14 protein-coding genes are annotated in these 15763 nt (G+C 49.7%); 12 read left to right on the forward strand and 2 right to left on the reverse strand.

The features are described from left to right. Positions 1 to 37: 37 nt before the first annotated feature. On the reverse strand, positions 38 to 1423 hold the full coding sequence (locus tag CFI03_RS21115) for a catalase (protein WP_248760096.1): 1386 nt from the start codon (positions 1421 to 1423) through the stop codon (positions 38 to 40). A 248-nt stretch (positions 1424 to 1671) separates the two neighbouring features. On the opposite strand from CFI03_RS21115, the gene CFI03_RS21120 reads away from it, so the two are divergent. From CFI03_RS21120 to CFI03_RS21145, 6 genes are all read left to right on the forward strand, one after another. Next, a complete protein-coding gene (locus tag CFI03_RS21120; protein ID WP_127492250.1) occupies positions 1672 to 1923 on the forward strand; it encodes a YolD-like family protein in 252 nt (83 codons plus the stop codon). Positions 1924 to 1941: 18 nt separating this feature from the next. Then, the gene (locus CFI03_RS21125) at positions 1942 to 2835 is read left to right on the forward strand and encodes a LysR family transcriptional regulator (RefSeq protein ID WP_248759319.1); all 894 of its coding nucleotides are present in this window, start codon (positions 1942 to 1944) and stop codon (positions 2833 to 2835) included. Between the two features lie 166 nt (positions 2836 to 3001). Beyond that, positions 3002 to 4192, forward strand: coding sequence for a M20 family metallopeptidase (locus CFI03_RS21130; protein WP_248759320.1), 1191 nt, complete (start codon positions 3002 to 3004; stop codon positions 4190 to 4192). Between the two features lie 4 nt (positions 4193 to 4196). Continuing rightward, complete coding sequence (locus CFI03_RS21135) at positions 4197 to 5606, forward strand: YfcC family protein (RefSeq protein WP_248759321.1); 1410 nt, start codon at positions 4197 to 4199, stop codon at positions 5604 to 5606. A 166-nt stretch (positions 5607 to 5772) separates the two neighbouring features. Continuing rightward, positions 5773 to 6921 (forward strand): galactonate dehydratase, encoded by a 1149-nt coding sequence (gene dgoD, locus CFI03_RS21140; RefSeq protein WP_201005308.1) that lies wholly within the window; start codon positions 5773 to 5775, stop codon positions 6919 to 6921. Positions 6922 to 6936: 15 nt separating this feature from the next. Continuing rightward, complete coding sequence (locus CFI03_RS21145) at positions 6937 to 7635, forward strand: YjjG family noncanonical pyrimidine nucleotidase (protein ID WP_248759326.1); 699 nt, start codon at positions 6937 to 6939, stop codon at positions 7633 to 7635. Positions 7636 to 7694: 59 nt separating this feature from the next. Here CFI03_RS21145 and CFI03_RS21150 read toward each other — a convergent pair whose 3' ends face one another. Further along, complete coding sequence (locus CFI03_RS21150; RefSeq protein WP_248759328.1) at positions 7695 to 9413, reverse strand: glycoside hydrolase family 2 TIM barrel-domain containing protein; 1719 nt, start codon at positions 9411 to 9413, stop codon at positions 7695 to 7697. Positions 9414 to 9578: 165 nt separating this feature from the next. Between CFI03_RS21150 and CFI03_RS21155 the strand changes: the two genes are divergently transcribed. The 6 genes from CFI03_RS21155 to CFI03_RS21180 all read left to right on the forward strand — a co-directional run bounded on the left by CFI03_RS21155 (position 9579) and on the right by CFI03_RS21180 (position 15717). Then, the gene (locus CFI03_RS21155) at positions 9579 to 10442 is read left to right on the forward strand and encodes a helix-turn-helix transcriptional regulator (protein WP_248759329.1); all 864 of its coding nucleotides are present in this window, start codon (positions 9579 to 9581) and stop codon (positions 10440 to 10442) included. Between the two features lie 392 nt (positions 10443 to 10834). Beyond that, positions 10835 to 11587, forward strand: coding sequence for a hypothetical protein (locus tag CFI03_RS21160; protein ID WP_248759331.1), 753 nt, complete (start codon positions 10835 to 10837; stop codon positions 11585 to 11587). A 2-nt stretch (positions 11588 to 11589) separates the two neighbouring features. Continuing rightward, entirely contained in the window at positions 11590 to 11817 is a 228-nt protein-coding gene (locus CFI03_RS21165; RefSeq protein ID WP_248759332.1) for a hypothetical protein, read from the forward strand. A gap of 201 nt (positions 11818 to 12018) precedes the next feature. Continuing rightward, positions 12019 to 13791, forward strand: a complete 1773-nt coding sequence (locus CFI03_RS21170; protein ID WP_248759333.1) for an SgrR family transcriptional regulator — start codon at positions 12019 to 12021, stop codon at positions 13789 to 13791. Positions 13792 to 14034: 243 nt separating this feature from the next. Continuing rightward, positions 14035 to 15075, forward strand: coding sequence for a phosphodiester glycosidase family protein (locus CFI03_RS21175; RefSeq protein ID WP_248759334.1), 1041 nt, complete (start codon positions 14035 to 14037; stop codon positions 15073 to 15075). 162 nt (positions 15076 to 15237) lie between these two features. Further along, positions 15238 to 15717: a DinB family protein gene (locus CFI03_RS21180; protein WP_248759335.1), complete on the forward strand. Its 480-nt coding sequence runs from the start codon at positions 15238 to 15240 to the stop codon at positions 15715 to 15717. The last annotated feature ends 46 nt before the right edge of the window (positions 15718 to 15763 follow it).

Consider the following 15763-nt stretch of genomic DNA (forward strand, 5'->3'; position numbering starts at 1 on the left):
TTCCCTTTTTCCGGGAACGGTTTTTTGCATGTAAACGTCAGCTTTTCTGAGCATGAATTTGCTTGGCGACGCGTTCACCTAATTCGGTTGAAGCTTTTCTTAAATAACCGAGTACAATGGCTTGGGTTTCCTCGCATGCCGCGGAGAGATCGCCGGCCAGATTTTTGACGAGATGATCCTTCTGTACCGGCTGCAAACGATCGTAATATTGACCGGCCTGCATGAAATCATCGGACTTTGGAATGTCGGACCTCACAAGATGCCCTTCCACGTAACGTCCGTTGCCGCTGGTCTGCATGGAGCCCGGGGTCCAGTTCGCCTGATGATTGACCGGCACCTTTCGGAAGTCCGGCCCAATTCGGTGACGCTGCGAATCTGCGTATATATTCGAACGTCCTTGCAGCATTTTATCATCCGACAGCTCGGCGCCTTCCAGCAGATTGGAAGGGGAGAAGGCAAGCTTCTCCACCTGCTCCTGATAATCGTCCGGGTTCCGGTTCAGAACAAGCTTGCCAACCGGCAGGAGAGGGAACTGATCCTCATCCCAAATTTTCGTATCGTCGAGAGGGTCATAAGGAAGACTCGCCTCATCCCCTGGATCCATAAGTTGAACGTATAAGCCGTACTCTACCGTTTTTCCGCAGGCAAGCGTATCGTACAGATCCTGACCAGCGTAATCTGGATTCTTGCAGCTTAGTTCCGCAGATTCCTCGGCGTCTATGGTCTCGACACCGGCATAAGGAATCCAGTGGTATTTAACATAGGTTCGGACGCCCTGCGCATTCCTCCAGACGTACGTATTTACGCTATGCCCGGGAATATGGCGGAGACTCTTGACCGTTCCGGCGTCGGAATACAGCCATACCAGGAAGTGAGTGGCTTCCGGCGCCCTTGCGACAAAGCTCCAGAACCTCTCAGGATCGATTAAATTATTAATAGGTGAAGGCGATAAGGCCATTATGGATTCCGGAAAACGAATAGGATCTCTGATCAGAAAGACGGGAATATGATTGAAAACCAGGTCGAATACGCCTTCGTCCGTATAAAATTTGGTCGCGAATCCGCGTACGTTGCGCGAAGTATCCGGGGTTCCCTTATTGCTGACCGCAAGGGAGAACCTGACCGTAACGGGGACCTGATGGCCAGGCCTTTGCAAGAAGCAGAGCTTCGTATGGGCGGCCATGGAATTTACGGTCTGAAAGTAGCCAAAAGCGCCCCAGCCTTTGACATGAACGGGTCTTTCGAGAATTTTGTTATGTATAAAGGTCTCCATTGTCTCATGCAGCACGCTGTCTTGTTCGAGAATGGGGCCGCGAGCGCCTACGGTTTGCGAATGGAGAGCGGCCGGACTGTCAATCGCGCTCCATTGCGATGGCGATAAACCATGGTGATGCTCTTTTTTAGCTGATTTCTGCTTAGGCATCGGGGCATTATTCTCCGGAAAACCTTGATTATTGTCCATCTATATACCTCCATCATCAATCTCTTGCCACCTTTATGTCTATTCTCGCGAGCGAAGTAAAATGCGTTTGGAATATGGGCCTATTATTCAATCCTATCGGACGGAGGCCGGTTGGAAGATTTTTTTCACCCCAATCGGACATTAAATCTTCCGGGATATGTTATGATTGGACAACAAGAGGAAAGGTTTAATGGAGGTAATAGACAAATATGGCGAAAGCAAAAGTGCCAAAGCGTCCAACGAGGGACGAGTTTGTATTGGAAGAGATAGGGAATCAGTTAAGCGAAGCTTTCTATGAAACGTCCACGATCGTCCTTACCGTATGGGGTAGGGAAGAACCTGTTCAAGGCGTTATTACGGCGATGGATTCAAGGACGGGCAAAGTCCATATCGAGACGTCATCGGGATTGGATAAAGTCCCGTTTATGGATATTATGAATGTCAGCTATCCGAGGAATTAAAAAGGAGCTCGTTAAGGATTGGACGATAAAGACACGGTTATTCTGCAATACGTAGCCGAGGAACAAAGCTTGACGAAAGCGGCGGAAAAGCTCTATATGACGCAGCCTGCCTTAACGTACCGGATTCAGCAGATGGAGCGGGAATTCGGCGTTCCGCTTATTGTCAAGCATACAAAAGGAACGTATTTGACGCCGGAAGGCGAGGCGCTGGCCTCCTTTGCCAAGAAGATGCGCGACGAGATGGCAGCGATGAAAGATTATCTTCTTAATATGAGGAGTCACGTAAAAGGCACGCTTCGTCTCGGAGTAGCCAGCTATTACGGCTTATACAAGCTGCCGCCTCTGCTCAGGATGTTCAAAGATCTATATCCCGAAGTGCAATTCCACGTCACCTGCGCTTTAAGCTCGGAGATTCTCGATTTGTTAACCGAGCAGGAGATTCATATAGGAATCGTGCGCGGAAATTACCAGTGGCAGGAAGCGAAGGAGCTGCTTCATGACGAGCCCATCTGCCTGATTTCCCGTGAGCCTATCCATCTTGACCGGCTTCCGGAGCTGCCGCATATCCATTACAGCGAACCCAAGTCCAAGACGGTGCGCGCATCCGCGTCCACATTGGGCAATACCGTTCGGGAATGGTGGCATGAGCATTATCAGGTTCCTCCGAACATAGCCATGCAGGTCGATGCCTACGAGACTTGCAAGGAAATGGTCAAGCAAGGGCTTGGCTATTCCATTGTACCCGGCGTATTCGTTTCACCGGAGGATGGTTTATATTCGCTGGAATTAAAGCAGAAGAACGGAGAGCCGATCCGCAGAAATACATGGATGTTATACCGGAATCAGACGCGCGAGCTGGCAATCGTGGATAGATTCGTTGATTTTATGACAAGCGAGCATACACGCACATGAGGTCCTGCATGAGAGCATGCAGGGCTTTTTCATGTTCCCATGACCCATAAAAAAAGTTATGCGCTTCCCCAAAAAACAATTAATTGTACTTATCTGGCCGGTATCCTTATTATTTGATACATATTGATGCATAAATATACGGCATTTTAGGATAGGTGGGAACTTGATGGGCAACAAAGATTCCAAACGAAGGATTGCGCAGGCGGTAGATTCGCTTGACGCAAAGCTGCGTGAGCTGTCTCTTCGCATTCATGCGAATCCGGAGCTTAGCTTTCACGAGCATAAAGCGCAGCAATGGCTCACGGAGCCGCTGATGGAAGCGGGCTTTGCGGTGGAAAAAGGGATTTCGGGTCTTGAGACCTCGTTCCGTGCAACTTGGGAAGGGGCAGTAGGCGGACCAACAATAGCGCTGCTGGCCGAATACGATGCGCTTCCGGGACTTGGTCATGGCTGCGGCCATAGCTTGATCGGAACGGCTGCGGTTGGCGCCGCCCTCGCGCTTAAACGTACTTTCCCGGAGCTGCCCGGCAAAATCATCGTGCTTGGCACGCCTGCCGAAGAGGAAGGCGGCGGCAAAATCATCATGTGCAACGACGGAGTATTTGATGAAGTTGACGCGGCGATGATGGTTCATCCGCAGAACAAAACGATGGTGCTTCGAGGCGCGCTTGCGTGCGTGGATGCCACGTTTACGTTCCACGGAAAACAGGCCCATGCCTCCTCCTCGCCGGAAAAAGGAATCAGCGCGCTTGACGCTCTAGTGAACGCCTATGCGGCAATCAATTCCTTGCGCCAGTTTATGAAGGAGGATGTCCGGATTCACGGCATTATAACGAAGGGCGGGGACGCGCCTAACGTTGTGCCCGAGCTGACCGAAATGGTGTTTATTTTGCGGGCATCCACCGTGCAGGAGCTGGAGACAGTCCGGGATAAGGTATACCGCGCCGTCCGCTGCGCGGCTGAAGGCGTAGGGGCAACGGTCGACATTAAGGAAGGTCTGATTTATGCGGAGCGGAACAATAATAAAGCATTGGCAGGCTTATTCGCACGCAACCTGGAGGAAGAGCTTGGCCTTGAGGTAAACGATCCCCCGCAGAAGGGCGGCGTTGGTTCCTCGGACATTGGCAATGTCAGTCAAATGACCGCTGTTATCCATCCTTATATCCGGCTTGGAGAAGCAACGACGCATACGCCGGAATTCGCGCGTCTCGCCGGCTCGGAGGAAGGAATGATTCAGCTGAACCAATCGGCGAAAGCTCTGGCTATGACCGCTTACGATCTTTGTTCGGACCGTGATGCATTAAGGCTTGTCCGCAAAGAGTTCGAGGAATGGAGCAATTCTAAAAATGGGGGATAAGACAATGAAAGATCCGACTAAACCGGCATCCCGGCAATGGTTTAAAATGCCTCATACGTATGTCATTCTTATTTTTCTCGTATTTGTCGCTGCCGCTTTGACTTACGTGGTTTCGGCAGGCGAGTTCGAACGGGCTGAAGATCAGGCAACGGGCAAAACGCTTGTTGTGCCGAATTCCTATCACGAAGTGGATGCCAGCCCCGTAAGCCTGGTAAGCATCCCGAAAGCCATCGTTCACGGACTAGTGGATTCCGCTGACGTCGTCTTTTTCATCCTTATTATTGGCGGCACGTTCGAGATCATCTCTTCTACGGGGACAATCGAAGCCATTACGGGAAGGGTTGCCAAAAACTTCGCCAATAAAGGCAGATGGGTTATCCCGATCTTTATTATGCTGTTCTCGGTTGCCGGATTTACGATGGGCATGTCGACGGAAGTGATGGTCTTCGTGCCAATCGGTATTGCCGTTGCAAGAGCGCTTGGGTTTGATGCGCTTACCGGAACGGCGATGGTCTCGCTTGGTGCCGCGAGCGGTTTTACCGCAGGCATTCTGAATCCGTTTAACGTGGGATTGGCGCAAGCCATTGCCGAGGTTCCGTTATTCTCCGGGGCATGGCTGCGGATTATCCTTCTCCTCTGCCTCATTACGGTAACAAGCTTGTACATCGTCCGTTATGCGGGTAAGGTTCGTTCGAATCCGGAGAAAAGCCTCGTTCGCGATCTCGAAAAGGAAGTCGTGACGAAAGAACTCGATCTGAACAAGCTTCCCCGCATGCAGCTTAAGCATTATCTGACATTGGCAGTTGTCATCGTTGGTTTCGCTACTCTGATCTGGGGAGTATCGAAGAAGGACTGGTGGATGGAGGAGCTTGCCGCCTTGTTCTTGACGATGGGGGTCGTGAGCGGTTTTTGCGCGGGATACGGACCAAGCCGGGTTGCTTCGGAATTCGTAAAAGGCGCGAAGGCGATCACATACGGAGCGTTAATTATCGGTTTTGCCCGGGGCATTATGGTTGTATTGGATCAAGGCAGCGTTATCGATTCCATTGTATACGGCTTATCCACTCTGGTTGGCGAGCTGCCGGGTCCGGTGCAGGTGCTGGGCATGTACTTGTTCCAGAACGTCATGAACATCTTTATTACATCGGGCACCGGGATGGCCGTGACTACGATGCCTATCATGGTGCCGCTGGCGGATCTCATCGGAGTAACGCGTCAGACGACCGTGCTTGCCTTCCAGCTTGGCGACGGATTCTCGAATATGATCCTGCCAACCTCTTCGGCACTCATGGGGAGTCTGGCGGTGTCCGGCATTCCGTATCAGAAGTGGGTAAAATTCTTCTGGCCGCTGATGTGCATGTGGATCGTAATCGGAGCGGTTCTGATGGTTATTGCCCATATGATTCATTATTAAACGTGAAACGTGCCGTCCTGCTGGACGAGCGCGTTTTTCTTTTTGGCTCAGGGGGGAAATGCCGTACCGGTGAAGAATAAGTTACGGGAATTGTTTTTTTTGATTCATGTGACCGCTTTCAAAACTGCTTTATTTCAATCACTCACTCATTTTCCGGGAGGACATTATGAAAATCCAAAGCTATGAATTGTTCCAAGTTCCGCCGCGTTGGCTGTTCCTGAAGATTGAAACGGATGAAGGCATTACGGGATGGGGCGAACCTATCGTGGAAGGACGCGCCGAAACGGTAAAAGCTTGCGTTCACGAGCTGATGGAATATTTGATCGGCAAGGATCCGATGCGAATTGAAGATCATTGGTCGATGATGTATCGTTCGGGATTTTACCGGGGAGGTCCAATTCTGATGAGCGCGATCTCGGGAATCGACCAAGCCCTGTGGGATATAAAAGGGAAATTCTATAACGCTCCAATCTATCAGCTGCTGGGCGGCGCCTGCCGCGATACCATGCGCGTATATTCCTGGATTGGCGGAGACCGTCCGGCCGAGGTGGCCGAGGAAGCGAGAAGAATCGTTGCCGCCGGATTTACCGCCGTGAAGATGAATGGTACGGAAGAGCTTCAATACATTGATTCTTACGACAAAATCGACGAGGCCGTTGCCCGAATCGCAGCCGTACGCGATGCGGTAGGGTCATCCATCGGGATCGGAATCGACTTCCATGGGCGCGTCCATAAGCCAATGGCCAAGATTTTGGCCAAAGAACTTGAGCCATATCGCCCGATGTTTATAGAGGAGCCGGTGTTGCCGGAAAATAACGAAGCTCTCAAGGAGCTTACCAAGCATACGTCGATTCCGATTGCGACCGGCGAGCGGATGTTCTCGCGCTGGGACTTTAAGCAGCTGCTCAGCGATGGGGCGGTGGATATTATCCAGCCGGATTTGTCGCATGCGGGCGGAATTACCGAATGCAAAAAGATCGCGTCGATGGCGGAGGCCTACGATGTGGCGCTTGCGCCTCACTGTCCGCTTGGACCAATCGCGCTGGCGGCTTGCCTGCAGGTGGATGCGACCTCCCATAACGCTTTTATCCAAGAGCAAAGCCTTGGCATTCATTATAACGAGACGGGAGATTTACTTGATTATCTGAAGGATCCGGCCGTATTCGACTATCAAGATGGACACGTGACCATCCCGCAAGGCCCGGGCCTCGGAATTGAAATTAACGAAGAGCATGTAAGACAAATGGCCGCTGTCGGGCATAACTGGAGGAATCCGGTGTGGCGCCACCGTGACGGCAGCATTGCGGAATGGTAGAATGGGGAACCCGTTATGTATAAAGCGATTATTTTCGATCTGGACAACACCTTGCTGGACTATACGTATAGCGAAGCGGAATGCATGAGACGAACGGTCCGCGAACATAACCTGAACCTGGATGATGAAGCGAGCTGGAATGCATTCTGGCCAGCGTACCTCGGACATAACTTCAAGCATTGGATGGATTTTGTTCATAAGCGCGGGGCTCATCAAACCATCGAGGATGTGCTTATTCATTCGTTCCGAGATACGATTAGTCTTCAGGATTCTGCCTATGAGAAGCTGTCTGCTACCTATTGGCAACACTTTTGCAATACTTGCTATTTTGAGCCTGGAGCCGAAGAACTGCTTCAACAGGTTCATGCGACGCATAAGCTGGGCATTATCTCCAATGGATTAGGCCTGGCGCAACGCAAGAGACTTGCCGCCGGTCAAATCTACGAGAAATTTCATTCCATCATCGTATCGGATGAAGCGGGCGTACGGAAACCGGGAAAAGAAATCTTTGATCTGTCTCTTGAGGAGCTAAAGCTGTCAAACAGCGAGGTTCTCTTTGTGGGAGATTCGTTAAGCGATGATTATCACGGAGCCCGAAACGCTGGAATCGACTTTTGCTTCTACAATCGCAGGGCAGTACCCGTTTCGGACGAGATTAAACCCACCTATGCCATTGAGTCGCTTAAGGATCTTATTTCGGTTATTCAAAGCTAAGAAGGAGTATGGCATAATAGACAGCAAAAGAGACAGCTCCGGCTGTCTCTTTTGGCTGTCTATTGATCCTGCTCGCTCCAAGCCCGGTAGATGCGGCGCACTTCGCGGAAGGACTGCTTCGGCTTGCGGTATTCGTTGACCAGCCCTTTGTTATTGAAGCTGCGTGCCCGGTCGCGGAAATGTCTGCCGCTGCTCTTCAGATCACCGCGGATATCCGCAAACTGCCAGATATAAGTGCCTCCTATGCGAGGATCCTCTCTGAAAATGCCTAGCGCCTCGGTGACGATATGCGCCTGGTAATCCTCGCTGAACAGCCTTGGCTCCCAGCCGACATCGCCAAATATCCCGGCCCCGCCGAATTCGGTCATCAGGATCGGCTTATCACCCGCTCCCAATTGTTCCGCCCGTTTATGGAATTGTTGAAGCATCTCCCTAAAGCCTTCAACTTGGCCTTCATACCAGCCGTAATATTTGTTGATGCCGATGACATCGAATAGCGGGAGCAGAACATCCTCGAGCGGATGCATGGTGGCATAGGTCACAAGCCGGCTGGAATCCAGCTTTCTCACGAGCTCGACCATCCTCTTGGTCAGCTCGTAAGCGTCTTGCGTTCTTGAGTCGATCTCGTTATGAACGGACCAGAATACAACCGAAGGGTGATGGATATGCATATGGACCATCTCTTCCAACATCGACAACGCACGCTCCTGAAAGAGAGGTTCGCAGACGGTCTCATTGGGAAGAGCAGCTCCCCAGATCGGAATCTCGCTCCAGAAAACAATCCCGTTCTCGTCCAATAAGTCCAACCAATATGGGCTTTGAGGATAATGGGAGCCGCGTACCGTATTGCAGCCAAGCTCAATAATGATATCCAGATCCTTCTGCATGAGCTTGGGAGGGAAGGCGAAGCCCCATTCCGGATGCTCCTCATGCCGGTTAACGCCTCTAAGGTAGACGGGAGAGCCATTGATTAGTACTCGGTGATCCTTTGTTTCGATATTGCGGAAGCCGATCCGTTCATATTTGTCGTCATGTTCAATGGCAGCCCGGAACAGATAGAGCTCCGGTTGACCAGGGTTCCACAACCGGACGTCATTCCATCGGAATTCGAATTGAAGCTCTCTCGTTTGACCGGCTCCCACATGAACTTGTTCAGAACGGATAACTTGATCGTCTACGGATAGGGTGAAAAGTGCGGTTCCATCGGCTTGCGAGAGAGAGCGAAAACGCACTTGGACCTTAATGTCGGCAGCAGCCCCATCCAGCTCATAGTTAATTGCGAATTTATCGATATAAATATCCGGTAAGACCTGAAGCTCAACCGAGCGGATAATACCGCCGTAATGGAACCAGTCCACCACATCGGTCGGAATAGTCAGGCGGTCGAGCGTGCTGTCTGCCCGGACAATCAGCTCATGCTCTCCGGCAGGCAGGGAAGGGAGGATAAATTCGAACGGCGTATACCCGCCATAATGGTAACCAAGATGTTGTCCGTCGAGATAGACATCGGCATGGCCTAATACGGCATGGAGAATAAGGCGGACATGCTGAGTATCTTCGGTCCGCAGCTTTTTCCTGTACCAGGCGATGCCCTCGTAATCATACAAATGAAGTTCGTTATTCCAGCAGGAAGGCACATAGAGAGATTTCTCGGCATGTGGGAATCGCTCGAACCACTTCTCTTGCCGTCCCTTATTTTCAGGATCTCTTATAAAGTCCCAAGGCCCGTCTAACAGCGTGGTTTTACGAATATGATGCTCCGGAAAAGTACGAATCAATGCGGATCCTCCTTAAGCTTCAGCTATTCATAGCCGGCGTTGTAATCGTCTGATAATATGGTTAATATAGCATGACGGCACGGGCAGCTGAATGGAAGAAACCGAGATTTGCCTGTCATTTTCGAGCCTGTTTATTTACTGAACGATTCCAGGGGGTTATGCATAATGGCAGACCTTAGCCAAGCTACCAAACATCTTGTTGTCCATATTCATCTTATTCTCGATAAATCAACGTATCCCGGCTGGAAGGATATTCGCAACCTTGTGAATGTCCATAGCTTCTATTGGATTCATGAGGGGAGAGGGACCTTCCTGACGAACATCGAGCATCAGGTGGAGGCAGGCATGCTGGCGTATTTAAGACCGGGACTGGAGATGTCCATGCGTTCGGATCCGGAAGCGCCGCTTCGTATGACCATGGTGTTGTTCGATTGCGCGGAGCTTGTCTACGAGGCGGTATGGAAGAATGCGATGCCGGTTGGCAAACTGAGCCTCCCTTTTCTAAGCCGATACGGAGATCCGCAGGCCGAAGAGCTTGGCGCGTGTTTCCGTGAAATCAATCGGAGCTGGACTGCCCGAGTAACAGACGGCTCTAGCGTTCCTGAATCTCGGCTGCTTCTGTTACTGAACAAATTGCAGCACAGCAAGGCGCCGGATTGGAATATCGACGAGTCGGGCGTATTTGCTTCGTATGAGAAGATTAAACAAACCTTGGAGAGCAGCTACAAAGAAAATTTGCGAATTGAACAATTGGCCCACACGCACAGCATTTCTCCTTCGTATCTTCGCAAGATGTTCCTGAAGCATACGGGTATGGGACCCAAACAATATTTGGATCATATACGCAACCGTCAGGCATGCGGTTATCTCGTCTTTACCGATTATCCCGTCAATCAAGTGGCCAAGCTGTGCGGGTATTACGAGGAATATCATTTCAGCAAAATGTTCAAGCAGCATAATGGCGTGTCGCCAAGCCGTTATCGGATAACGAAGAGGGCGGAGACCGGTACGAACAATGAAGAAACCTAACAGGTAGTTTGAGTTTGGAAAGTCATCCAATTAGCGGCGTTATGATCTCTAACGAAATTGGATATCCTTATTTGCCCAAATACGGACGCCTCTGGAATCGAATGAAACGTCATATCGTTATTTGCCCATTTTCTGGCATCAGAGCTCTTATTCGCTAAATAGAGATATCAGGTTTCGTTAGAAATCCCTCATCGCGAATTTCGGGCAAATAGCGATACGTAGTTTCGTTAGCTCTTTTTATACTTTAAGCCTGGCCGGTAGAAGAATATTCGACAGAGATCTAACATGTCCGCTTACAATCGATTATTAGAGAATTAATAACGTGGAAATTAAAGGGAGTTGCTTGCGGATTGCCGAATATAATGTGAAGAGAGAAAGCCGGAGGAACGTTGATGAAGCTTAAAATGAGTATATTGGTTGGGCTAGCCGTATGGCTTACGGCATGCTCCGTTCAGACGGAGAAAACGGTAATCCCGCAAATCACTCCGTCACCCGATGCAGCTGTAGGGTCAGTAGAATCAGACAACCCGGAAAATACGGAAACGGTCACGAAAGATCTCTCGGTTAGAGCAGTGGCTTCTCACCAGACAGGCACACTAGTAATTCAACCAAAGAGTCAAGCGACGGTAACTGCGTTAGGTGCTCCTAGCTGCTACGGGCTCGAAACCGATCTAAGCTGGACGGGGGATTATGAGGCAATTTGGGAACCTGCGGCCGGGGGGACTCCCGTGAACGTATTGTCTTTTCCTGAAGACCTGGAGATTATTGAGCCAACCGACGAAACGATTAATCTGCAAATGCTCACAATCGGAGATACCGATTTTTTCACGTACTATCCGCGTTATACGGATTGCCATGCGCTTGAAGCTTACCTTTTTGGAGTGAAGGACGGGCAGGTTTTTTCCGTTACCTTCGAAGATGAAGCGGGACAGTTCACGAACAGCTTCTTCCAGCATCCGCATTATCCGCTGCAGTTATCCGATAATAATGAGCTTATCATTACTGGAGGCGAAGGCGGAGGGCAGGCTTTTATCGAGGTGTGGCATTACGAATATGATTCCGGTCAGCATAGGATGAAGCTAAGCAAGACCGAGCAAGTGCAGCCTCAAGATCTCTTGCCGTCCACTAATGAAGGAGGGGATTAAACGTGAAGGAGAAGGAAGAATCGAAGAAGGAGGAATCAACGACTTCTTCATCAACCGTTGTATCTTTTAACGAAGCTACGGATCATTATCAGAAGATTATGGGGGTTCCGAGCCAACGGGCGGATTTAAATAGTATGCCAAAGGCATTGCGGTGGTTCTCCTATTTTTTCTACACGGTAATTATTTTAGGCGCCATACTTTTTCTAGTCTCCTGGTTCATTCATAGGTAAGATCTTTTAGCTGTCGCTGCGGGGACCATTCTAGATTGTATTAAATGCTTGCTCAAAAACGGAAAGGAAGCCGCCGATCAGCGGCTTTTTTCTGTTACAGCTCTGTAAGAGGTGTAATTTTCATGCTACCCAAACGCATGGAGGAAGTGTATACTTGCCCCAACTTCTTATCCCGGATAAAAGCTAGGGGGGAATGCAGACATGTTGCTGGATGAGAGATATCTTACGTTATATGAACGCTTTGGAGGCGGAGCGGGGCCTATCGAGGTTACTCTTGAGGAATTATCCGAATTGTTATACTGCACGCCGCGCAATGCAAAGCTTATTCTGAAAAAGCTGCAAAGCGAACAGCTGATTGAGTGGCTTCCGGGAGTCGGCAGAGGCCACCGGTCCAGAATCGCATTTCATGCCGCCAAAGAACCTTATTTATTGGAGTTTGCCACCCATATAGCGGAACAAGGAGATTACAAGCGGGCTTTCGATCTAATTACACAATACGGCAACGGTACGAATGCCCGAAACAAGTTTTTGGAATGGCTAGACAATCAGTTTGGCTACAAAAAAGAAGAGACCGGTGAAGGGGAGCAATGTCGGGATTCACTAATCTTCCCCGTATTAAAAGCACCCGTGACGCTTGATCCGGCCGATCTGCTTTATTCCTTTGATTCCCACCTGATTCGCCAGATTTTTGACCGGCTGTTAAGGTTTGACGAGCAATTGGAGAAGATTGTACCGATGCTTGCCCATTCGTGGAGTTCAAATCCGGATGCCACGGAGTGGACGTTTTATCTCCGTAAAGGCGTCAGGTTCCATAACGGCCAGGAGCTTACCTCCAGGGACGTACAGTTTACTTTCCAGCGACTTCAGGGAGAAACGGCGAACAGCTGGCTGTTGCGTGAGGTTAAAAGCATAGAGACAATTGGTTCTCGCGTGTTGCGGATTAAGCTGAACCGGGTGAACCGGATCTTCGACCGATTTATGTGTTCGGCAGCCGCAGGTATTCTTCCGTTCGAATTTGCGGGCATGGATGAGGAAAAGTTTTGGCATCAACCGGTTGGGACGGGGCCGTTCCAGCTTGCGAAGTGGATGAACGGTCGAATTAGGCTGAATGCTTATGATGCTTACTTTCAAGGCAGACCTTATCTGGATGAAGTGGAAGTCGTTATCATGCCGGAGGACTGCAGCCAAGAGCTCGATAAGCTTGCGAAGGTGCATCATAGTCTGGATACGATGAGGATGGACCGGGCAAGCACGCAGGAAGAGTGGCAGGAGATCGAGAAGATCTGCCAGGGCTGCGTTCTTCTGAATTGGAACGTTGCTGCCCAAGGGCCGCAGCAGTCCGAGTCCTTCCGCCAGGCTGTACGCCTGATATTACACCCGCAGGAGATGATCGACCAGCTTGGCGGCGAAAGGGCGATCCCCGCGTTTGGATTTAGGCCGCAGCAGAATGATTCGCAGGAGCTTGAGCCAATCCAGCCTGAGCGGATTCGCACTCTTTTGCGTGAATCGGGTTACGGCGGAGACCGTTTACGCTTTGCTTTTCATCCGAAGTACGAGGAGGACGGCGCTTGGGTGATGAACCGTTTGGCCGATTGGGGAATTCAGATGGAGAAGCTGCCTTACGATTGTTTAATGCAAGCAGACTTCTGCATTTCCGGACTCGTATTTCCGGAGGATGAAGTTTGCGAAATCGAGGCTTACGAGCATCGCGATTGCGTGATGAAGAACTTTTTTGACTCAGAGAGGACAGAGTGGATAATCGGCCGGATCGATATGGCCATAGCAGTCGATTCCATGAATGAACGCCGCCGGATGCTCAAAGAAATAGAAGAGCGACTCCGTGAGGAAGCGGTGGTATCCTTCCTGCACCACAGACGATTAAGCACGTATTTGCATCCTTCGGTACGAGGGGTCAATTTGAACCCATTGGGTTGGATTGACTTCAAAGATGTTTGGCTGGAGGAGCATGACTAATAGATTAAGGTGAATGATTACGCTAAGCAGTCTCGAAACGCGAGGCTGCTTTTTTTATGGGAAAATTTACAACAAAAAAATTGCAAAAAACTGCACTTATTTATCGATTTGTTACGTCTGATAGATGTGGATGTCATCGTCATGGTTGTACTGATAATATTTACTTCTAGTATTTACGCAGCTGTTGCATTTATAATGGGCTATCATCGAAAGGGTGAAGTCCGCAAAGAAAGGATGGAACTTGTGAAGAAATTTTTTGGTATTGTAGGTGTCTTTATTCTCGTTTGGGCGATTATCTCGGGTATCTTTATGTTCTTTACAGATTCCGGATATCGTCTTCGGGCGATGGCGGCAGAGACCATCTTATCGTCACAACACCGGCAGTGGGCGAAGTACACTTTTTTACCCCAAAGTGACTTGGACGCAATGCTGGAAAATATAAATAATCCGAATTATGTGAACAGCGCATCGGGTTCAGGCAATTTAGGCGGCATGGTGAACGTTAAGTCGGATAAGGATTTGTATGTGCATGTGGAGTCGATTGAGAGTTACACTAATCCCACGCATTATTACAAAGGGAAAGTCATTACGATCTCCAATCCGAATCGGGTAAAGCTCGTTAGCTCGAAGCTAAGTGACCATGGCGAACAAATCTTTGTTATCGCGAAGCGGGCCAAAGCCCTTGCCGCCATTAACGCGAGTGGCTTTGTCGATTTGGATGGGCATGGCAACGGCGGAGCTTCTACCGGTGTCGTTATTGAAGACGGCGTTATTAAAAGCCAGAATAAGAATACAAAAGAATTTGTTGCCGGCATAACGAAAGACGGCGTCATGATTACGGGCAAGTACAGCGCGAATGAGCTGGTTAACCTAGGGGTACAATATGCAGCAGGCTTCAAGCCGCAGCTTATCGTAAACGGCCAAAAAATGGTTGAAGGCGACGGCGGTTGGGGCTGGGGGCCGCGTACGGCAATTGGACAAAAAGCCGATGGCAGCATCATCTTTGTCGTGATTGACGGCCGTCAAACCCGTTCCGTTGGCGCTAGCATCAAAGAAGTACAGGATTTGCTCTACGAGCGTGGAGCGGTAAATGCCATGTGCATGGATGGCGGTTCTTCCTCTTCGATGTATTTTAACGGCGATAACATTACGATTCCTTCTTCCCGCAATAATATTCCCCGTTATCTGCCGAATATCTGGGCTTTGATTCCGCAAGCCGGCGATACCCTACACGTTGACGTGGATGGTAAAGACGTCACTTCGTTTGAAGGACTGGGCTTGTAAGGTATAGCGTATAGCGTAAAACCTCTTGGTGGAATGGCGACATTCCTTCGGGAGGTTTTTTTTATTATCAAAATTCTTGAAGTTGACCATCGAATACTCTCCATAATGCTCTTGAGCGATAGTTGATATAATGGAGCAACTACGGAAAAAGGGGCGATATAGATGATAACGAAAACCGTCGCGCAACTTGGGAGATACGTGGAATCGATACCCTTGCAATTAAGAGCATGGTCCGAGGAGAGAATGGCAGCGCCGCGAGCCCTTGGCAAATGGTCCAGTCTGCAAATTCTAGGACATCTGTGCGATTCGGCGATCAACAACTGTAGAAGGATCGTTGAGGCTCCAACTGCCGAAGGACTATACGTTATTACTCCATATAACCAGGACAAATGGGTTGAAGCGCAGCAATATGCATCAGCGCCGGCAGAAGAAATTATTGCCTTGTGGGAAAGCCTGAACAGATCGATGGTGAGAGTGATTTCGGCAGTACCCGTTGATACGTTAACTACATGCCATATCCAACTGCCTAACGGCGAGACGCATACGCTGGAATGGCTGATAAAAGATTACCTAGAGCATTTGGAGCATCATCTCATGCAAATCTCTCCGGATTTATTGTTAGGGGAACTCCTCGTGCCATAAGGAGTTTTTTTATGCAAACCAAGAGAGTTATCGTACATAACCTGAC

Origin of the sequence: Paenibacillus sp. ATY16 (genome assembly GCF_003399985.2) — a bacterium.
Lineage (GTDB): Bacteria > Bacillota > Bacilli > Paenibacillales > Paenibacillaceae > Pristimantibacillus > Pristimantibacillus glycanilyticus.